The following is an 18,568-nucleotide window of genomic DNA, read 5'->3' as shown; positions in this document are numbered from 1 at the left end:
GCCGAGCCCTATCCGGGAGCTCGGCCGGGACACTGCTTCGTGCACCTCGACGGCGCCGGCTGGCCGGTCACGCCCGATCCCGGTGCCGACTCCGGATGGCGGGTCGCCCCCGACGGGCAGGACCTGGACGACTGGCTCGCGACGCACGGCGAACCGCCGCTCGCGGGCCGGATGCCGGTGTTGGCGTACGGCTCCAACGCCAACCCGGCCAAGGTGACGTGGCTGCGCGAAGAGCTGGGGCTGGCCGGTCCGGCGGTCGTGCTGAGGGCCCGTTGCGACGGGCTCGCCGCCGTGTGGGCCGCGGGGCTGCGCAAGACCGACGGGCAGCGGCCGGCGACCCTCGCCGCCGCGCCGGGCGTCGAGGAGGAGCACGCGGTGTGGTTCGCCACCGCGGAGCAGCTGCGCGTGCTGGACCGCTGCGAGGGCCGCGGGCTGCGGTACCGGCTGGTCCGCGTGCACACCGGCCGGGTGACGTTGTTCAACGGCGGCGTGGTGGATTCGGTGCTCGCCTACACCGGCGCGGGCACGAGGCGGATGCCGCTGCTGGTCAACGGCCGGCCGGTGCGGTGCGCCGACGTGGACCAGCGGACCGCGCGCAGGCTCGGCGGCCGGCCGGCGGACGGCGACGGGCTGGACGTGACGCAGGTGCACGGCGACCCGGCGCCGGAGGACTGGCCGGACCGGCTGTTCGTCTACGGGACGCTCCAGCCGGGGATGGCGGCGTGGCGCCTGGTGGAGCCGTTCACGCACGGCGACCCGGTGGCCGCGTCGCTGCCGGGGACGCTGCACGACACCGGCCGGGGCTACCCGGCGTTGCGGCCCGGCGACGGGCCCGGGGTGCCGGGGCACGTGCTGCGGCTCGAACGGCCCGAGGACGCGCTGCCGGTGCTGGACGAGTACGAGGGCGACGAGTACCGGCGGGTGCGGGTGACGCTGCCCGACGGGCAGGTCTGCTGGACGTACGTGTGGACGGCCGCGGTGGGCGGGATGCCGGTCCTGGCCGGCGGGTGGACCGGGCGGGACCGGTCCGGCGCGGGCCCGTCGACACCGGTCGGGGGTTGAGAGGCGTCGAAGATGCGCCCGATCCAGTGAATTCCTTGCCGATCCACCCAACCGTCCGGCGGTTGGGTACGTCCTCCTGATAAGCACCCGTTCCCTAGCCAGGAGGTGGACATGAGGCGACTCGTGGCGCTCGGCGCCCTCGGGCTCGCGCTTGCGGCCTGCGGGAGTCCCCGGCAGGCGGCCGACCAGTCGACCATCGTGGTCGACACGACGACGTCCGCGGCGGCGGCGCCGGTTCCCCCGTCCTCGGCGCCGGCGACCTCGGCACAGGCGACCTCGGCACAGGACCCCGCGACCGCGTCCGGCCGGTGCACCGCGGCCGTGCTCGCGGGCGCCGTGGAGTCGACCGAGGCGGGCGCGGGCAACCGGTACGGCAAGCTCGTGGTCACCAACAACGGCGCCGCGCCCTGCACGGTCAACGGGTACAGCGGGTTGCAGCTGCTCGACGCGGCGGGCAACGCGCTGCCGACCGACCTCCAGCGCAAGCCCGACCCCGGTCCCGCGCCGGTGACCCTGGCGCCCGGCGCGGCGGCGGCGGCGAACCTGCACTGGACCGTGGTGCCCACCGGTGACGAGCCGGTGGACCGGCCGTGCCAGGCCGAGGCGGCGAAGGCGGCGGCCATCCCGCCCGACGAGACCCAGCCGATGAGCCTGCAGTGGGGACTGGGTCCGGTGTGCGCCGGGGGGAAGATCGAGATCAGCGCGTTCTACGCTGCCTAGGTGATCGAGTCCAACGTCCCCGGCCACGCCGGCGAGCTCGCGGTCCGCACCTGGCCCAACCTGGACGCCGACTGGCTCGCCGTCCTCGTGCACGGCTACGGCGAGCACAGCGGCAGATACGCGCACGTCGCCGAGGCGCTGGTGGGGGCGGGGGCGTTGGTCGTCGCGGCGGACCTCGTCGGGCACGGCGGGTCCGAGGGCGAGCGGGCGTTGATCGACGACTACGACGGCGTGCTGGCCGACGTGGCCGCCGCGGTGAGCTCGGCCGCGTCCGACCTGCCCACCGTGCTCGTCGGGCACGGCGAGGGCGGGCTGGTCGCGGCCCGGTACGCCCAGTCGAACCCGTTGGCGGCGCTGGTGCTGTCCGCGCCGGTGCTCGGCACGTGGGAGGGGCTGGACCGGCTCGGGTCCGAGGACGAGGGCACGCCGCTGGACCCGGACCTGCTCTCGCGCGACCCGGAGGTCGGCAAGCGGTACGCGGCCGATCCGCTGGTGTGGCACGGGCCGTACAAGCGGGAGTCCTTGCAGGCGCTGGAACGCGCGCTGGACGAGGTGAACTACGGACCCGCGCTGGAGCACCTGCCGACGTTGTGGCTGCACGGCGACGCCGACGAGCTGGTGCCGGCGGCGGACACGCGCACCGGCACCGACCGGTTGCGCGGCCTGCTGTTCGAGGAGCGCCTCTACCCCGGCGCGCGGCACGAGGTGTTCAACGAGACCAACTCGGACGAGGTGCTGGCGGACGTGGTGGCGTTCGTGCGGCGGGTGCTGGAGCTCGGCTGACCGCACCGGGGACTCACCACGGCTGGTCGGTCGGGCGCACCAGAATCTCGTTGACCGCCACGTGCTCGGGCTGGGTCACGGCGTACAGCACGGCGTCGGCGATGTCGTCCGGCTGGAGCTGGCGCATGGCGCGCGCAGCCTCGTTGATGCCGTCCTTGGCCGCCTGGTCGGTGATGTGGTCGCGCAGCTCCGTCTCCACGACGCCGGGTTCGACCACGACCACGCGCACCCCGCGCTGGGTCACCTCCTGCCGGAGGGACTCGCTGAACGCGTTGAGCCCGAACTTGGTGGCGTTGTAGACGGCAGTGCCGGCTCGGACGACCCGACCGGCCGTCGACGACACCTGGACCACCGCCCCGCGGGCGGCCAGCAGGTGCGGCAGGGCGGCGTGGGTGAGGAACATGACGCCGAGCAGGTTCGTCGACACCATCCGGGTCCAGTCCGTGGTGTCCGCGCCCTCGACCGGGCCGAGCAGCATCACGCCCGCGTTGTTGACCAGCACGTCCAAGCCGCCGAACACGTCGGCGGTCCGGGCCACCGCCGCCCGGCACGCGGCCTCGTCGGTGACGTCCAGCTCGATCGGCAGGACCCGCGCCCCGCCGTCGACCAGCCGGTCCTCCAACGCCTTCAGCCGGTCCACCCGCCGTGCGGCGATCACCACGGCGGCGCCCTCGCGGGCCAGCGCGACGGCGGTCGCCTCGCCGATGCCCGAGGAGGCCCCGGTGACCAGCGCGACCTTGCCCTGCAAGCGATTCGTCATGAGCACATCCAACAACCCGGAGCGCGCTCCGGGTCAAGCGACCCGAAACGGGTGGGGCGGCGGACGCGACGCCGCCCCACCCCGTCACGGGATCACTCGTCGAGGTCGTCCGACACGTCGGCGTCGGCATCCTCCGTCACCCAATGACCGTCGTCGGCGGTGGCCGATGTCGAACCCACCCACGCGCCGTCGGGGCTGGACCACGCGTACTGGTCGAAGTAGCCCGCCCCGCCCTGGTAGGTCCACGTCAGCAGGGTGTAGTTGCCCGCACCGTAGGGGCCGGCGAGCTCGTAGGACTCGTAGAAGTACGAGTTGCCTTCGCCGTCGGCGCCGGACGCCAGGTCGTGGAGGGTGGCGCCGTCCGCGGACGCGGACGCGTTGTTCTGGTCGAACTCGACGTCGGCGGACGCGATGCCCGCGGCGCCGATGACGATCGGGAGCGAAAGGGCGCTCGCGGCGACCAGTCGGATGATGCTGCGCATGGTGGAACCTCCTGTGGAGTAGACGGCCATGCGCTCACATCGTTACCTCGCAAGGCACTTCGCCGGTCCTCGCCGACCGCATCGTGTGAACGGAGGTTAGATCTGCGAAAACAGCCTGATCAGCGGACATCACGAGGGGTGCGCGCAAGTCCCTGCTTATGGGTGACATCAGTGGCACCCTCACGCGCCCCACGTGTGTCATGGACAATTTGTCCGCGATGGTTGAAGAAGACCTTGAGCTGCTGATCACCGCGGTGGTGGCGGCCGACGACGAGCAGCAGGCGCGTGCCGCCTGCTCCGCACTGCTGCGCCAGGTCGGCGGGCGGGTCGTGCGGGCCTTCGACTGCTCCGACGAGGAACCGGGCTGCTGGTCGGTGACGATCAGCCGGGTCAGCGACGAGCGCGCGACGCAGAACGTGGCCGGCGCGCTGGCCCGCGCGGTGCGCACGTTCGTCCGGCGGCTGGGCGACGAGTTCCCCACGCCCAGGGTGGCCTGCGAGCCGCCGACGGCGTGGACGGTGCTGGACGACCCGGCGCTGCTCGACGGCCTGGTGCCGGGCGCGGAGCGGTTGCTGGTGGAGGCGTGGGCCGGTGGCGACCCCCAGCAGGACCGGCCCACGGCCGGTGCGGCCCGTTCGGACGAGCCGAGCGCACCCGAACGGACCACCGCCGCCGAACCGCCGGCGGGGTCGCAGCTGTCGTTGCGCGTCGACGTGGCCACCGACCGGTCCGCGGGCGCCGAATGGCAGGCGCGGGCGGTAGCGAGCCGGGTCGCCCGCAGTGGCAAGATCACCCGAGTGGCTCCCCACGGGCACCTACTGAGCGTGCACATCGACCTCGGTTCGAGCGTTAATTCGCCCACGGTCGCGCTACAGGACGCCGTGGCGTCACTGGGCCGTTCGGGGTGGTCCGAGGTCGAGTGGTCCGACGGGTCCGGGTCGACCCGCTGGTCGGCCGCACCGGTGCCGCGGGCGGGAATCGCCGCGTTGGAACTGACAGCGACACCGGGTTCGGCATTCGTGTGGACGGTGCCTGACTGAGATCACGGTCGCTGACCCGATCGAGTGGATTTCGGACGCCACCCGGTCAGCCGATCTTGCTTGTGAATCGTGAAACTTTAGGTACTACTTTCAACTATAGGAACTCAAGCAGTTCGCCAGGAGGGGTCGGGATCCGACATGGCCAGCATCGAAGAGGTCCGCGCCGCGATCGCACAGGCCGTCGAGAAGGCGGGGCAGAGCGTGAACGCCCTGCAACAGGCCGCCGACCTGGCCGAGGACGCGCAGGCACTGCTCAGCACGGCCACCCAGGGCAGCGTCCAGGCCGACGTGGAGCAGGCGAACGCGCGCTTCGCCGAGGTGGTCAGCGGCGTCACCGACCTGCAGCAGCACCTCGGCGCCGGGATCTCCCAGGCCGAGAGCATCAACTCCAGGTTGTGACGTGACCTCGGTAGGCGAGATCAAGCTCGCTCTCGAGCAGAGCTGCGAGTTCCTCAGGGACGCCTACCGCAGCGTGCGGGAGGCCCAGACCGCGTTGGACGAAGCGGTCGACATCCTGCTCGACGCGAGCGCCGACCACCACGAGTCCCTGGTGCCCGCCGGGTTCGTCGCCGCCGGCGAGCGGTTCGCCGACGAGTTGGAGCTGATCGTGGGCAGCCTGGAACTGGTCCAACGCCTAGCCGTGGAGCTGTGACGTGAGCAGGCGTGACGAGCGCCGCAGGAGGATCGAGGGCTCCTTCGAGGAGTTCCGCAAGGCGGTCGCCGCCGCGCTGGGCAACGCCTCGCGCGAGCACCGCCTCCTCGCCGACGAACGCGCCCGCGACATGTTCGAGGTGATCCTGCGCGGTGACGGCGTCGACCGGGCGCTGGCCGACCCGCTGCTGGCCGACGCGCTGGCCAACCCGCTGTTCGAGCAGCAGCTGGCGAGGGCGCTGATCGACCGGGTCGAGGCGTTCCGCGAGTGGTCCGAGCGCGGCCCGGACCAGCTGACCGCGCTGGTCGACGCGGCGGGCGCGGGACCGGCGTCCTGGCCGCCCGAGGCGTGGCTGGGCACACCGGGCGCGGCCGACGGCGGCGAGGGCGTGCCCGAGCTGTGGCGCATCGGCACCGGCGTGGTGCGCGGCGCGCCCGAGCCGCAGCGGTTCCCGGTGGCGGTGCCGCTGCTGGACCACTCGCACCTGCACGTCTCCTCCACCCACGAGAGCCGGGCCGCGGCCGAGGCGCTGGTGGAGGGCCTGCTGCTGCGGGTGCTGAGCCACTTCCAGCCGGGCCTGGTGCACGTCCACGTGTGGGACGTCGGCCAGCTCACCGGTGCGCTGCCCGGCCTGTACCCGTTGACCAGGGCGGGCCTGCTGACCGTGCACGACCCGGCGCGGCTGCACGAGCTGCTGGACGAGCTGTCCGACCACATCCGCCGCGTGCACACCGGTGTGCTGACCGAGGGCCACCAGTCGGTGCGGGCGGTGGGCGGGCGGCGCACCGAGCCGTGGCGGGTGGCGGTGCTGTTCGGCAACCGGCAGCCGCTGCGGGAGGAGCACCAGCAGCAGCTGCAACGGGTCGCGCGCAACGGCCTGGCGGCCGGGATCCAGCTGTTCATCGTCGACATCCCGGTCACGGTCAACTCGCCGATCGAGACCGTCACGATCGCCGCCGACCAGTCCGCCACGTGCACGATGACCGGCAAGCACGTGGCCGTCGCGCTCGACCCGCCGCTGCCCCGCGCGCAGGTGCCCCGGGCCTGCGCGGCGATCGCGGACCAGCGCGAGGAGCGCCGCAACCGGCTCAGCACGTTCGCCGACCTGCTGCCGGAGCGCTTCTGGCGGGAGGACTCGTCGGCGGGCGTGCTCGCGCCGGTCGGGTTCCTCGAAGGCGAGCCGGTGCACGTGGGCCTGGGCGACACGTCGCCGCACGCGTTGATCGGCGGGCCGAGCGGCTCGGGCAAGACGAACTTCCTCTACGCCATGCTCGGCAGCCTCGCCGCCCGGTACGCGCCGGACGAGCTGGAGCTGTACCTGCTGGACTTCAAGGAGGGCGTGTCGTTCGCGCAGTTCGCGCCGGGCCGCAAGGACCCGACCTGGCTGCCGCACGCGCGCCTGGTCGGGGTGAACGTCAACACCGACCGCGAGTTCGGCGTGGCGCTGCTGGCGTTCCTGGCCGACGAGATGCGCCGGCGCGCGGACGCGGCCAAGCGGCACGAGGTCACCAAGCTGGAGCAGCTGCGCGAGGAGGACCCGCACGGCCACTGGCCGCGGATCGTGGCGGTGATCGACGAGTTCCAGTACCTGTTCGGCGAACGCGACCAGGTCACCGCGCAGGCCACCCAGCTGCTGGAGGACGTGGCCCGGCGGGGCCGCTCGCAGGGCATCCACCTGGTGCTGTCCAGCCAGGACGTGTCCGGCATCGAGGGGTTCTGGGGCAAGTCGGCGATCTTCGAGCAGTTCACCGTGCGCATCGCGCTGCCCAAGGCGCGCCGGGTGCTGGCCGAGCCGCAGAACGACGCCGCGGTGGAGCTGCCGCGCTGGCACGCCGTGGTCAACCACGAGTCGGGCGTGCGGCCGGGCAACGAGGTCGCGCGCATCCCCGACGCCACCGCCCGCGGCACGTTCGACGCCCTGCAGGCCGAGCTGCACCGGCTGCGCCCGGCGGACCTGACCGAGCCGATCCTGTTCGACGGCAGCAAGGTGCCCGCGCTGCGGGCGCTGCCGGACTTCCAGGCGTTGCGGCCGGTCCGCGGCGGCAGCCCCACCGTGCTGCTGGGCCAGGTGATCGACGTGGCGGGCAGCGCGGCGAAGGTGCGGTTCGCCCGCACGCCGGGCCGCAACATCGCGGTGCTCGGCTCACTGGCCGACGACGCGGCGGGCGTGCTGGGCGGCGCGGCGCTGTCGCTGGCCCGCCAGCACGAGCCGGGCGAGGCCCAGTTCACCCTCGCGTGCCTGGCCGAGGACGCCTGGCCGCACGCGCAGCGGCTGGCCAAGCGGTTGAGCGACGCGGGCCACACCGTGGAGTCGGTCGGCCTGGACGGCGTCCGGGAGCTGGTGGACAGCACCGCGGCCCGGATCACCGCGAGCATGACCGGCGAGACGGGCGCGCCGCTGTCACCGCACTATCTGGTGGTTTACGCGGTGGACGCGGCGCACACCCTCTTGGAGGCGAAGGACCCGACGACCCGGGCGTCCGGGGTGGACGGCCTGCGGACCGTGCTCAAGCACGGTCCGGAGAACCGCACCCACGTGCTCGGCTGGTGGCGCGGCGCGCAACGGCTGAAGAACAGCCTGTCGCCGGGCGTCTACGACGACATCGGCGCGTGGATCGCGTTCGACATCCAGGGCAAGGAGCTGCTGTCGTTCGGACCGGAGCAGGTCATGGCGTGGTCACCGCGACCGCGGCGCGGCCTGTTCTTCGACCGGTTCGAGCACTCGCGGCCGCAGGTCGTCATCCCGTTCGACACCGGGGAGGAAACATGATCAGCCACGCCTCAGTCGTTCCCGCGCAGCGCACCGGCGGGCACGGCGCGCCGGAGGTCGAGGCGGTCTCGGCGATCGAGCGGTACCGGGAGGTCGTCGCGCTGGCCGGCGAGTCGGCGGAGCGGCTGCGCGCCGCCGACCGGGCCCGGGTGCGGCAGCTGCTGGAGCGGCTGGCCGAGTCGCAGGACCGGATGGCCGAGGTCATCGACCAGGAGAAGCTGGTCAAGCAGGTCGTCGCGGAGCACTGGGAGGCCGTGGTCGGGCTGCTCTGGGACGAGCGGTGGTTCACCATGACCACGGTGCCGCGGCCGGACGAGTCGGTGCCGCCGCGCGACCAGCGCGAGTACGACACCGCCCTGGACCTGGCGTTCCGGGCGCTGGAGGAGTCGCTGCAGAAGCGCGCCCTGTTCCGCTAGAAACCCCAGGAGACCGCGACGGTGTCGAAGTCGAGCTCGGCGCCGGCGCGGCGGTAGGTGGCCAGGGCGGCGGCGTTGTCCTTCTCGGTGCCGGTCCACACGCCGGTGCAGCCGCGTTCCCTGGCCACCGCGATCAGCCGGTCGATCAGCGCGGAGGCGATCCCGCGCCGCTGGTGCGCCTCGTCCACGCCCAGCTCGTAGAGGAACATCTCCACCCCCTTGTCGGGGTGGATGGTCTCCACACCGGACACGAACCCGGCCGGCTCGTCGTCGACGTAGGCGATGAGCAGGTGGTGCCGCTCGTCGGCCAGGAACGCGCGGGTCGCGTCCTCGCGCGGCACGTCGTCGAACAGGTGTCCCGCCGCCATCACCGCGGCCGACGACGTGATCCGCCGGATGTCCATGCGGGCGAGGGTAGCTCTTGGGTGATGATGCGGTCATGCGCGTGCTGTCCTCCCCCGCCGACGTCTCCGCCGCCACCCCCGACCCCCTCGCCCGCTGGGCGGCGCAGGCCCTCCTCCCCGGCCGCGGCGGGGCGGCGTGGGCGCACGGCGGCGCGGTGGCCGTGCTCGCGCCCGCGTTGTTCCGCTTCGACCGCCTGGTGCTCACCGGCCCCGCGGCCGACGTCTCGACGCTGCTGCGCGCCCACGTGCGCCCCGACGTGAGACCGGTGGTGGCGACCGCCGTCGCCGACGAGCTCGACTGGCCGGTCCACGGCACGTTCGGGTGGATGGAGCGCTCCGGCGCCCTCGACCCCGACCCCGGTGCCCGCTGGCTGTCCGAAGGGGAGGACGACGACGTCGAGGCGCTGCTGCGCGAGGCCAACCCCGACTCCTGGGTGCGGCCCCGCGAGCCGGGCCCGGTCCGCTGGGCGGGCCTGCGCGTGGACGACGCGCTGGTCGCCGTCGCCGCGGACGCCTGGCCCTCGCCCGACGTCGGTTTCATCGCGGGCGTGGCCACCCACCCCGACCACCGCGGCAGGTCGTTGTCCACGAAGGTCTGCTCGTTCGTCGCGAGCGCGTTGCTCGCCGGGCACGGCACGTGCGGGCTGATGGTCGACCGGTCGAACGCGGCGGCCATCGCGGTCTACCGGCGGCTCGGTTTCACCTACCGGGGCGTGACCGCACTGCGGGACCCAGCTCACACCTGAACGGCGGAACAGCGCCGCGCCGCCGAGCTGTTGCACGCGTTATGACGTTGCCGAGCACCGCGCGCGAGGTCCACCTCGCCTCCCGCCCCGAAGGCTTCCCCACCCCGGAGAACTTCGACCTGGTCGAAGTGCCGCTGCCGGAGATCGCCGAGGGGCGGTTGCTGGTCCGCAACCTCGTGATGAGCGTGGACCCGTACATGCGCGGCCGGATGGGCCTCGGCAAGTCGTACGTGGCGCCGTACGGGATCGGCGAGGCCCTGACCGGCGGCGCGGTGGGCGAGGTCGTGGCGTCCGAGGCGCCCGGGTTCGAGGTGGGCGACACGGTGCTGCACGGCCTGGGCTGGCGCGAGTACAGCGCGGTGGACGCCGCGGAGGCGACCAAGGTCGACCCGCGGACCGCGCCCGTCGGCGCCTACCTGGGCGTGCTCGGCATGCCCGGCATGACCGCGTACGCGGGCCTGCTGGACGTCGCCTCGTTCAAGGAGGGCGACGTGGTGTTCGTCTCCGGCGCCGCGGGCGCGGTCGGCCAGGTCGCGGGCCAGGTGGCCCGGCTGCGCGGTGCCGCGCGCGTGATCGGCAGCGCGGGCAGCGACGCGAAGGTGAAGTACCTGGTGGACGAGCTGGGCTTCGACGCGGCGTTCAACTACAAGGACGGCCCCGTCGGCGAGCTGCTGCACCGGGCCGCGCCGGACGGCATCGACGTGTACTTCGACAACGTCGGCGGCGAGCACCTGGAGGCGGCGATCGACTCGGCCACCACGTTCGGCCGCATCGCCCTGTGCGGCTCGATCGCGAACTACAACACCAGCACCCCCACCGGGCCGCGCAACCTCGGCCTGGCCGTGGGCAAGCGCCTGACCCTGCGCGGGTTCCTGGTCAAGGACCACGAGCACCTGCGCGAGCAGTTCGTGCGCGAGGTCGGCGGCTGGATCGCCTCGGGCGAGCTGCGCTACCAGGAGACCGTGACCGAGGGCATCGACCGGGCGCCGGCGGCGTTCATCGGCATGCTGCGCGGCGAGAACGTCGGCAAGGCCCTCGTGACCCTGTAGGACGGTCGGTGGTCGGGCGCCGCCGGCGATGCGCGACCGTCGCCGGCGTGCCCGACCCCAGCCCTGCCGGACCGTCAGCCGTGCCGGGCGAAGACCTCCCCGATCTCGCGCAGCGCGGCGGCCCGCTCGGCCTCGTCGTCGTACCACTCGGCCCGGCTCCCGACCACCGTCTCCGGGGTGAACTCCAGCCCGAACAGGTAGGCCTCGGTGCAGTACCCGAAGCCCGACTCGACCATCGGCTCCAAGCCCTCCCGCGCGCAGTGCGCCAAGAGCCCCTCGGCCTCCCGCCACTGCCCTCCGTCGAACCAGAACACCCCGCCGGCGTGGTGGATCGCGGCCCCGGTCACCTCGTCGACGAGGTTCAGCGACTCGTAGTTCTCCGGGCGGTCGCGCACCAGGCGCACGAGCTCCTCGGGCACGCCCCGGTAGAGCGACTCCTGGACCGCGTAACCGCCCCTCCCGTGCAGGTTCAGCTCCGACTCGTGGTCGAACGTCAGCAGCAGCGCGCGCCCCTCCGGCGTGAAGTACCAGACGGCCGACTGCCCGCCGGAGTCGTGCCAGGCGAACCGCTCCGCGCCGTCCACCACCACCGGCGTCACCTCGGCGATCTCGGCGACGATCGCCGCGCGCCGCTTCACCTCGACCAGCTCGGTGGCGGCCAAGCCGTCCCACATGTCGACGTCCATCCGCGCAGGCTACGGACGACCACCGACAGCCCCGGTCAGACGACCTCGCCGTCGGCGGCCACCACGCGCCCCTCGTGCACGACCACCGTGCGCGGCGCGCGGTCCATCACGGCCGCCGTCACCGTGTCACCGGGCACGACCACCAGCTCCGCCGGCGAGCCCTCGGTGAGCCCCAGGGCCTTCCCCATCACCGCCGCGCCGCCCCGGGTGGCGATGTCCACGCACATCTCGACCAGCTCGTCGCGCCGGAACCCGTTGCGGTAGGCCAACTGCCACGTCCGGTCCAGCATGTCGCCGTTGCCGTAGGGCGACCAGTAGTCCCGGATCCCGTCCTGCCCCAGCCCGAGCCGCACCCCCGCCCACCGCAACTGCCGCAGCGGCAGCGGTTCCCGCACACCCGGCGCGACGGTCGTCACCGCGACGTCGTGCTCGGCCAGCAGCTCCACCAGCTCCGTCCGCCGCGAGTCGTCCACACCGGACAGCGCGAACGCGTGGCTGATCGTCACCTTCCCCCGCATGCCGAGCGCGCTCACCCGCTCGCAGATCAGCTCCACCTGGAACGCGCCCAACGCCCCGGCGTCGTGCAGGTGCACGTCCACCCCGCGCTGGTGCTTCTCGGCCAACCCGAACACGACGTCCAGGTGCCGCACCGGGTCCCGGTCGTAGCCCGCCGGGTCGAGCCCGCCGACCAGGTCCGCGCCGGCCCGCAGCGCCGCGTCCAGCAGCTCGGCGGTCCCCTTCTCGCGCAGGATGCCGCACTGCGGGAACGCCACCACCTCGACGTGCGCCCGCCCGGCGTGCGCCTCCCGGGCCGCGAGCACGCCTTCCAGCTTATCCAGGCCCGAGTCGACGTCCACCTGCGCGTGGCTGCGCACGTGCGTCGCGCCAGACGCGATCGTCCGCCCGAGCGTGTGGGTGGCGCGCTCGGCCACGGACGCCTCGGCGGACCGCCAGTGGCGCCGGTCGTTGTCGATCAACCCGGCCAGCCCCTCGTCCGCGCTGTGCGGGCGGAACGGCAGCCCCAGCCGGGTGGAGTCGAGGTGCGCGTGGGCGTCGGTGAACGCGGGCAGCAGCACGCCGCCCCGCCCGTCGACCACCGCCACGCCGGGCGGCGGGTCGACGTCGGGGCCGAACGCCGCGACGCGCCCGTCCTCGCAGAGCACGTCGACCGGGGGCGTGCCCGGGGCGTTCGGCCAGGGCCGCACGGAACGGATCAGCAGGTCACCGGTCACCAGGCGACGCTAGCCCCGCGGCACCGATGTCGCCAGCGAGGAGCTTGCCCGGGTTGAGCACGCCGGTCGGGTCGAGCGTCCGCTTGACCGACGCCAGCACGTCCAGCCCCAGCCGGCCGATCTCGGCTTCCAGGTACGGCGCGTGGTCGGCGCCCACCGCGTGGTGGTGGCTGATCGTGCCGAGGCCGGTGATGGCCTCGCTCGCGGCGGCCTTGGCGACCTGCCACTGACCGATCGGGTCGGCGGCGTCCCGGGCCGCCAGCACGGTGAAGTACAGCGACGCGCCGGTCTCGTAGACGTGCGAGATGTGGCACATGACCACGCACCGGCCCAGCGCGTCGACCAGCGCCTCCCGCACCGCCGCGCGCAGGTCCGACACCTTCGACCAGTGCGTGGCCGTCTCCAACGTCTCCACGCACACGCCGACCTCCATCAGCGCGTCCCGCTGACGGGGTCCGTTGAACCGCCCGTGCCGCCACGCCTCGCCGAGCGCCTTGCCCAGGGACAGCGCCTCGACCCCGCGCAGGGTCTCCGCCCGCCGCCTCGCCACCTCGCGCTTCGAGGCGCCGTGCCAGCCGAGGACGAGCAGGCACGGTTCCCGCACGCCCCGCGCCTTCAGGTAACCCTTGAGCGCGTTGACCTTCCACCCGCCGCCCAGCGCCAGCGACACCTCGGTTTCGTCCACATCGGACAGCCGGGTCACGTCCGCCGGCACGCGCCGCTGCGCCACCTCCCGCACGAGGGCCGAGCCGCGCTCCCAGCCGTCGACCACGAAACCCTCGTACCGCTCGACCTCCGGCCGGCGCCGCACCCGCAGGGCGACCTCCGTGATCACGCCGAAGGCGCCTTCGCTGCCCACCACCAACTGCTTCAGGTCCGGCCCGGCGGCCGACGCGGGCGCGCCGCCCAACCGCCACTCGCCCACCGGCGTGGCCAGCCGCACGCCCTCCACCATGTCCTCGAACCGGCCGTAGCCGGCGGACGCCTGACCGGCCGACCTGGTCGCGGCGAACCCGCCGATGGTGGCCCGCTCGTAGGACTGCGGCACGTGCCCGATGGTCAGCCCGTGCGCGGCCAGCAGCCGTTCGGCCTTCGGCGCCGGCAGGCCCGCCTGGAGCACGGCCAGCCGGGACACCGGGTCGACCTCGACCAGCTTGTCCAGCCGGCTCAGGTCGAGCGCGACCACCGCCGCCTTGTCCCCGCGCAGGGCGTTCACCCCGCCGACCACGGACGTGCCGCCGCCGAACGGCACCACCGCCACGTCGTGCTCGACGCAGACCTCCAGCACCTCGACGACCTGCTCGGGCGAGGCGGGGAGCACCACGGCGTCGGGCACGGCCGGCTCGCCGTCGCCGCGCTGCCGCAGCAGGTCCACGTAGGACAGCCCGCCGGCCCGGCCGAGGCGCGAGTCGGGGTCCACCCGCACGTAGCCGGGGCCGACCACCTCGCCCAGCGCCGTCCGCGCCGCGTCGCCCAGCGCGGACTCGGGCGCCACCGGCGCGCGGGCCGGCGTGCGGACGTCACCCAGCCCGGTCCGCTCCCGCAGCCACTTCAGCGCGTGCGGCGGTAGCGGGCCCGCGGTCGTGGTCCACCTGCCCCGGAGGGTGTGGTCGATGTGCTCGGTCACCGCTACAGTGTGACACATGACGTCTCAACGTCACAGTGATGACGCGCTCCTCGACGCGGCCCGCGACTGCGTGGTCGAGGTCGGGGTCCGCCGCACCACGCTGACGGACATCGCCAAACGCGCCGGCGTGAGCCGGATGACCCTCTACCGCCGGTTCCCGGACGTCGGCACGCTCGTCAGGGCTCTCATGACCAGGGAGTTCACCGCGCTGCTCCAGCGCGTCGAGGTGACCGGCGAGCACGCCAGGCAGCGGCTCGTGGCGCAGGCCATCGCGGGCATCCGGCTGCTGGCCGCCGACCCGGTGATGCGGCGGGTGCTCGACCTGGACGCCGAGCTGATGCTGCCTTACCTCGTGCGGCGGCTGGGGAGCACGCAGCGGCTCGTCGAGGCGTTCCTGACCGGGCGCATCGAGGAAGGCCACGCCGACGGCTCCATCCGGCCGGGCTCCACCGCCGCCCAAGCCCGGCTCGTGCTGCTGACCGCGCAGTCGCTGGTGCTCTCGATCCGGCCGGCCACCACCGACCTCGACTTCGAGGAACTGCTGACCGAGCTGGCCGCCTACCTGGACGCGGCGCTGTCGTGACCACCTCCCTGAACGCCGCCCGCCGCCGCGCCGACCTCGACCACCTGGCGTCCGCGACCGTCGACCTGCTCGTGGTCGGCGGTGGCGTGACCGGCGCCGGCGTCGCGCTGGACGCGGCGTCACGCGGGCTGTCGGTGGGCCTGGTGGAGGCGCACGACCTGGCGTTCGGCACGTCGCGCTGGTCGAGCAAGCTGGTCCACGGCGGACTGCGCTACCTGGCCCAGGGCGAAGTCGGGCTGGCGTACGAGAGCGCGGTGGAGCGGGGCATCCTGATGACCCGGACCGCCCCGCACCTGGTGCGGGCGCTGCCGCAGCTCGTGCCGCTGCACGGCAAGGCGCACGACCCGGTCGTGATGGCCGGCCTGCGCGCGGGTGACGTGCTACGCCGCATGGCCCGCACGCCGTCGCGCGTGCTGCCGGGCCCCCGCCACGTGCCGGCCGTCGAGGCGATGGCGTTGGCCCCCGGTCTGCGCCGGGCCGGGCTGCGCGGCGGGCTGCTCAGCTTCGACGGCCAGGTGGTCGACGACGCCCGCCTGGTCGTGGCCCTGGCCCGGACCGCCGCCGGGTTCGGCGCCCGGATCGTCACCCGCGCCCGCGCCACCGGGCTCACCGGCCGCGGCGCGCACGTGGTCGACACGCTCACCGGCGCGTCACTGCACGTCCGGGCGCGTGCGGTGGTCAACGCCGCCGGGGTGTGGGCGGGCGAGCTCGTGCCGGGCGTCGAGCTCCGCCCGTCCCGGGGCTCGCACCTCGTGCTGTCCGCGGCCACCGTCGGCCTGTCGAGCACGGCGCTGACCGTGCCCGTCCCGGGCGCCCGCAACCGCTTCGCGCTCGTGCTGCCCCAGCGTGACGGGCGGGTGTACGTGGGCCTGACCGACGAGCCGGTGGACGGCCCGATCCCGGACGTGCCCACCGTGCCGCGGTCCGACGTGGACTTCCTGCTGCGGGTCGCGTCGTCGGTGCTGGAGCGCGAGCTCACCCCCGCCGACGTGCTGGGCGCGTTCGCCGGGCTGCGCCCCCTGCTCGACACCGGCGACGGCCCGAGCGCCGACCTCTCCCGCCGGCACGCCGTGCTGACGGGCGACGGCGTGACCACGGTCGTCGGCGGCAAGCTCACCACCTACCGCCGCATGGCCGCCGACGCCGTGGACGCCACCGGCCTCACCGCGAACCGCTGCCGGACCGCGCGGATCCCCCTGGTGGGCGCGGGACCGGTCACCGGCCCGTCGCACCTGGCGGCTCGTTACGGCGCGGAGGCGCCGCGGGTCGCCGAGATCGGCGAGGTCGCCTGGGCCGTCCGCCACGAAGGCGCCCTGACCGCCGACGACGTGCTGGACCGCCGCACCCGGGTCGGCCTGGTGCCCGCCGAGCGCGCCGCCGCCGAACCGGCCGTCACCGCCGAGGTGGCCGAGGAGCTGGCCGCCCTGACGGCGACCTGAGCGTTCAACTCGGGGTGCCTGAACGTAGGACTCACGCGTTCCGAACGTAGGACTCACGCGTTCTGGAGGTAGGACACGCGAAGGGGGACCTCCTGGCGGAGGTCCCCCTTCGGGTGTTCAGGTCACTCGCCGATGATCGGCTTCGCGGCCTTCGGCGGCTCCTCGATCAGGGGCTCGCCCTCCAGCCGCACCTTGCGCTGGTGGTCCTTGCCGTCGCCGCCCTGGCCCGGGGCGCCCATCATCGGCGCGCCCATCATGCCCGCGCCGCCGACGCCACCGGGACGTCCGCCGCCCGCGCCCGGCGCACCGGCGCCACCCGCGCCGCCGCCCGCCGGGCCACCGGCCTGGCCGAGCACGCCGGACGAGCCGCCGGCCTGGAGCGTGGACCCGCCGGCGCCACCGCCACCGGCGCCACCCGCGAAGCCGCCACCACCGCCACCGCCGGCGAAACCGCCGCCGCCACCGCCGAAGCCGCCACCGGCGCCTCCGCCGGCACCGCCACCGGCGGTGGGCAGGTCAGCCGACACCGGCCGGATCGGCGGCACGGTCGGCACGGAGGGCGCGTTGCCCGTCGCGTACGTCGTGCCGCTCAGCGAAGGCGGCGTGGGCACCCGGCCCGCGGTCGAGCCGGAACCGTCCGGCACCCACCGACCCGGCTCCCAGTGGCCACCGCTGCCGGACCCGCCGGAACCGCCGGAGCCGGAACCGCCCGAGCCGCCGCCGGTGCCCACCGAGGGCGGACGGCTGACCACGGGACCGCCCGGACCACCCGGGTAGGCGCGGCTCGGGTCGGTCGCGCCGTCGATGCCCGGCCCGTAGCCCACACCGACCGTCGGCGGACGGCTCACCACGGGACCGATCGGGTTGGTGCCGCCGGACGGGATGGTCGACCCGCCGCCGCCACCGCCGCCGCCGGGGTTGTTCGTGTACCGCTCGTTCGCGCCCCGGTCCATGTCGGCGAGCCGGCGCTCGTCGAGGCCGAGCCCGCCCTGCGACAGCCGCGGCCCCGAGCCGCCACCGCCGCCGCCCTTGTTGGACGACGTCATCGCGGTGATCGCCTGCAGGATCTGCTTGGCGGTCTGGGCGATCTGCGCGACCGACTTGATCAGGTCGATCAGCTTCTTGAGCGAGTTGCCGAGCTTCTGCAGGAAGTCGGCGAGCTTCTTGGCGTAGTTGCACGCCATCTGCACGATGTCCGCGATCGCCGCGCCGATGGCCGCGCCGAAGGTCAGGAACGACGCCGCCAGCCACTGGATGATCTTCATGACCATGTCGGACACGGCCTGGCTGATCAGGTCCATGATGGTCTTGCGCACGGTCGCCACCAGCTCGCCCGCGCCCTTGGCCGCGCGCGAGATGCCCTGGGTGGCCTTGGACAGCGTCTCCAGCCCGGCCGCGTGCCTCTTGCTCGCCGCCCGGTACCCGTCGGCGGAACGGCCGCGCCAGGTCCGGGTCTCCTCCACCGACGTGCGGCGGTAGTCGGCGACGATGCCCTCGATCTGCTTGGCCGCGGACGCCCAGCTGTCGGACATCTTCTGGATGGCCTGCGGGTTGCCGAGCAGCGCGTCGAACGGCTCGCGCAGGAAGTCGACGTGCTGGATGGCCCAGCTGAACCCGGCGGACAAGAAGCCCGACAACGGGTTGCTGGCCATGCCGACGATGCCCATGGCGGTGTTCGCCATGCCGAGACCGGCCTGGACCCAGTCGCCGCGCTCGACCGCCGCGACGGTGCCCTGCACGTCGCTGATCAGGTGCGACGGGTCACGACCCTGGGAGGTGGTGGCTTGCCCGCTCATCCCCGTGCCTTTCCGGTGAAGCCGAACGCGTTGTCGAGGTCGACGTTCTCGTAGAGGTCCGCGACCTCCTTGAGGCCCTGGCACATGTCGGCGACGGTCTCCGCGGCCTGACCGAGGATGTCCTGCGACGAGCCGGCCGTCTTGAGCAGGAACTGCGCCAGGAACGAACCGAACACGCCGAAGGCGTCGGTCGACAGCGACGGGTCAGCGGTGTTGGTGGCCGAGAGCATCCGCTGCGTCAACTGGTCGACCGTGCCAGCGTGGGCCCGGATCTCCTCCGGGTTCACGTTGAACGAGTCGAACATGGTCATCTACCCCCTG

Annotated in this window: 20 protein-coding genes; 12 read left to right on the top strand and 8 right to left on the bottom strand. The window is 73.9% G+C overall.

Annotation, left to right across the window (positions count from 1 at the left end; genetic code table 11):
- The first annotated feature begins 39 nt into the window (after nt 1-39).
- From IOD16_RS41360 to IOD16_RS39780, 3 genes are all read left to right on the top strand, one after another.
- A complete protein-coding gene (locus IOD16_RS41360; RefSeq protein WP_328809398.1) occupies nt 40-1,062 on the top strand; it encodes a gamma-glutamylcyclotransferase in 1,023 nt (340 codons plus the stop codon).
- Between the two features lie 111 nt (nt 1,063-1,173).
- The gene (locus IOD16_RS39785) at nt 1,174-1,782 is read left to right on the top strand and encodes a DUF4232 domain-containing protein (protein ID WP_201438394.1); all 609 of its coding nucleotides are present in this window, start codon (nt 1,174-1,176) and stop codon (nt 1,780-1,782) included.
- Nucleotides 1,783-2,565, top strand: coding sequence for an alpha/beta fold hydrolase (locus IOD16_RS39780; RefSeq protein ID WP_123744289.1), 783 nt, complete (start codon nt 1,783-1,785; stop codon nt 2,563-2,565).
- A 13-nt stretch (nt 2,566-2,578) separates the two neighbouring features.
- Here IOD16_RS39780 and IOD16_RS39775 read toward each other — a convergent pair whose 3' ends face one another.
- Together IOD16_RS39775 and IOD16_RS39770 are read right to left on the bottom strand one after the other, a co-directional pair.
- Nucleotides 2,579-3,325, bottom strand: a complete 747-nt coding sequence (locus IOD16_RS39775; RefSeq protein ID WP_201438393.1) for an SDR family NAD(P)-dependent oxidoreductase — start codon at nt 3,323-3,325, stop codon at nt 2,579-2,581.
- Nucleotides 3,326-3,417: 92 nt separating this feature from the next.
- A complete protein-coding gene (locus tag IOD16_RS39770; RefSeq protein ID WP_201438392.1) occupies nt 3,418-3,807 on the bottom strand; it encodes a hypothetical protein in 390 nt (129 codons plus the stop codon).
- 218 nt (nt 3,808-4,025) lie between these two features.
- On the opposite strand from IOD16_RS39770, the gene IOD16_RS39765 reads away from it, so the two are divergent.
- The 5 genes from IOD16_RS39765 to IOD16_RS39745 all read left to right on the top strand — a co-directional run bounded on the left by IOD16_RS39765 (nt 4,026) and on the right by IOD16_RS39745 (nt 8,685).
- Nucleotides 4,026-4,847, top strand: coding sequence for a hypothetical protein (locus IOD16_RS39765; RefSeq protein WP_236594651.1), 822 nt, complete (start codon nt 4,026-4,028; stop codon nt 4,845-4,847).
- Between the two features lie 138 nt (nt 4,848-4,985).
- A complete protein-coding gene (locus tag IOD16_RS39760; RefSeq protein ID WP_123744292.1) occupies nt 4,986-5,246 on the top strand; it encodes a hypothetical protein in 261 nt (86 codons plus the stop codon).
- 1 nt (nt 5,247) lies between these two features.
- Nucleotides 5,248-5,499 (top strand): hypothetical protein, encoded by a 252-nt coding sequence (locus tag IOD16_RS39755; RefSeq protein WP_123744293.1) that lies wholly within the window; start codon nt 5,248-5,250, stop codon nt 5,497-5,499.
- A gap of 1 nt (nt 5,500) precedes the next feature.
- Nucleotides 5,501-8,269 (top strand): FtsK/SpoIIIE domain-containing protein, encoded by a 2,769-nt coding sequence (locus tag IOD16_RS39750; protein ID WP_201438390.1) that lies wholly within the window; start codon nt 5,501-5,503, stop codon nt 8,267-8,269.
- Entirely contained in the window at nt 8,266-8,685 is a 420-nt protein-coding gene (locus tag IOD16_RS39745) for a hypothetical protein (protein ID WP_201438389.1), read from the top strand. The genes IOD16_RS39750 and IOD16_RS39745 overlap by 4 nt, the downstream gene beginning before the upstream one ends.
- Here the strand turns inward: IOD16_RS39745 and IOD16_RS39740 are convergent.
- Nucleotides 8,682-9,089, bottom strand: coding sequence for a GNAT family N-acetyltransferase (locus IOD16_RS39740; protein ID WP_201438388.1), 408 nt, complete (start codon nt 9,087-9,089; stop codon nt 8,682-8,684). The two genes, IOD16_RS39745 and IOD16_RS39740, sit on opposite strands and share 4 nt — an antisense overlap.
- A 35-nt stretch (nt 9,090-9,124) precedes the next feature.
- Between IOD16_RS39740 and IOD16_RS39735 the strand changes: the two genes are divergently transcribed.
- Both IOD16_RS39735 and IOD16_RS39730 read left to right on the top strand, forming a co-directional pair.
- Complete coding sequence (locus IOD16_RS39735) at nt 9,125-9,835, top strand: GNAT family N-acetyltransferase (RefSeq protein ID WP_201438387.1); 711 nt, start codon at nt 9,125-9,127, stop codon at nt 9,833-9,835.
- Between the two features lie 41 nt (nt 9,836-9,876).
- Nucleotides 9,877-10,884: an NADP-dependent oxidoreductase gene (locus IOD16_RS39730; protein ID WP_201438386.1), complete on the top strand. Its 1,008-nt coding sequence runs from the start codon at nt 9,877-9,879 to the stop codon at nt 10,882-10,884.
- Nucleotides 10,885-10,958: 74 nt separating this feature from the next.
- Here the strand turns inward: IOD16_RS39730 and IOD16_RS39725 are convergent, their stop codons facing one another.
- From IOD16_RS39725 to IOD16_RS39715, 3 genes are read right to left on the bottom strand one after another with little or no spacing between them, the layout of a single operon-like run.
- On the bottom strand, nt 10,959-11,570 hold the full coding sequence (locus IOD16_RS39725; RefSeq protein ID WP_201438385.1) for a hypothetical protein: 612 nt from the start codon (nt 11,568-11,570) through the stop codon (nt 10,959-10,961).
- A 35-nt stretch (nt 11,571-11,605) separates the two neighbouring features.
- Nucleotides 11,606-12,802 carry an amidohydrolase gene (locus IOD16_RS39720; protein ID WP_201438384.1) on the bottom strand — a complete coding sequence of 399 codons (1,197 nt, stop codon included), beginning with the start codon at nt 12,800-12,802 and terminating at the stop codon, nt 11,606-11,608.
- Nucleotides 12,792-14,429, bottom strand: coding sequence for an FAD-binding oxidoreductase (locus IOD16_RS39715; protein ID WP_201438383.1), 1,638 nt, complete (start codon nt 14,427-14,429; stop codon nt 12,792-12,794). The genes IOD16_RS39720 and IOD16_RS39715 overlap by 11 nt, the downstream gene beginning before the upstream one ends.
- 16 nt (nt 14,430-14,445) lie before the next feature.
- On the opposite strand from IOD16_RS39715, the gene IOD16_RS39710 reads away from it, so the two are divergent.
- Together IOD16_RS39710 and IOD16_RS39705 are read left to right on the top strand one after the other, a co-directional pair.
- A complete protein-coding gene (locus tag IOD16_RS39710) occupies nt 14,446-15,012 on the top strand; it encodes a TetR/AcrR family transcriptional regulator (protein WP_123744302.1) in 567 nt (188 codons plus the stop codon).
- Nucleotides 15,009-16,451, top strand: coding sequence for a glycerol-3-phosphate dehydrogenase/oxidase (locus IOD16_RS39705; RefSeq protein WP_236594650.1), 1,443 nt, complete (start codon nt 15,009-15,011; stop codon nt 16,449-16,451). Before IOD16_RS39710 ends, IOD16_RS39705 begins: the two co-directional genes overlap by 4 nt.
- A 122-nt stretch (nt 16,452-16,573) precedes the next feature.
- Here the strand turns inward: IOD16_RS39705 and IOD16_RS39700 are convergent, their stop codons facing one another.
- A complete protein-coding gene (locus tag IOD16_RS39700) occupies nt 16,574-18,247 on the bottom strand; it encodes a WXG100 family type VII secretion target (protein WP_201438382.1) in 1,674 nt (557 codons plus the stop codon).
- Nucleotides 18,244-18,558 (bottom strand): type VII secretion target, encoded by a 315-nt coding sequence (locus IOD16_RS39695; protein ID WP_123744303.1) that lies wholly within the window; start codon nt 18,556-18,558, stop codon nt 18,244-18,246. The genes IOD16_RS39700 and IOD16_RS39695 overlap by 4 nt, the downstream gene beginning before the upstream one ends.
- Between the last annotated feature and the right edge of the window lie 10 nt (nt 18,559-18,568).

Source organism: Saccharothrix sp. 6-C, assembly GCF_016695385.1.
GTDB lineage: Bacteria > Actinomycetota > Actinomycetes > Mycobacteriales > Pseudonocardiaceae > Actinosynnema > Actinosynnema texasense.
This window is presented reverse-complemented; position numbering and strand designations above follow the sequence as displayed.

Bases quoted from the DNA above. Each gene is read 5' to 3' on its own strand.
- IOD16_RS39785 (WP_201438394.1), top strand. From the start codon at position 1,174: ATGAGGCGACTCGTGGCGCTCGGCGCCCTCGGGCTCGCGCTTGCGGCC.
- IOD16_RS39775 (WP_201438393.1), bottom strand. From the start codon at position 3,325: ATGACGAATCGCTTGCAGGGCAAGGTCGCGCTGGTCACCGGGGCCTCC.
- IOD16_RS39770 (WP_201438392.1), bottom strand. From the start codon at position 3,807: ATGCGCAGCATCATCCGACTGGTCGCCGCGAGCGCCCTTTCGCTCCCG.
- IOD16_RS39765 (WP_236594651.1), top strand. From the start codon at position 4,026: ATGGTTGAAGAAGACCTTGAGCTGCTGATCACCGCGGTGGTGGCGGCC.
- IOD16_RS39760 (WP_123744292.1), top strand. From the start codon at position 4,986: ATGGCCAGCATCGAAGAGGTCCGCGCCGCGATCGCACAGGCCGTCGAG.
- IOD16_RS39745 (WP_201438389.1), top strand. From the start codon at position 8,266: ATGATCAGCCACGCCTCAGTCGTTCCCGCGCAGCGCACCGGCGGGCAC.
- IOD16_RS39740 (WP_201438388.1), bottom strand. From the start codon at position 9,089: ATGGACATCCGGCGGATCACGTCGTCGGCCGCGGTGATGGCGGCGGGA.
- IOD16_RS39735 (WP_201438387.1), top strand. From the start codon at position 9,125: ATGCGCGTGCTGTCCTCCCCCGCCGACGTCTCCGCCGCCACCCCCGAC.
- IOD16_RS39730 (WP_201438386.1), top strand. From the start codon at position 9,877: ATGACGTTGCCGAGCACCGCGCGCGAGGTCCACCTCGCCTCCCGCCCC.
- IOD16_RS39725 (WP_201438385.1), bottom strand. From the start codon at position 11,570: ATGGACGTCGACATGTGGGACGGCTTGGCCGCCACCGAGCTGGTCGAG.
- IOD16_RS39710 (WP_123744302.1), top strand. From the start codon at position 14,446: ATGACGTCTCAACGTCACAGTGATGACGCGCTCCTCGACGCGGCCCGC.
- IOD16_RS39700 (WP_201438382.1), bottom strand. From the start codon at position 18,247: ATGAGCGGGCAAGCCACCACCTCCCAGGGTCGTGACCCGTCGCACCTG.
- IOD16_RS39695 (WP_123744303.1), bottom strand. From the start codon at position 18,558: ATGACCATGTTCGACTCGTTCAACGTGAACCCGGAGGAGATCCGGGCC.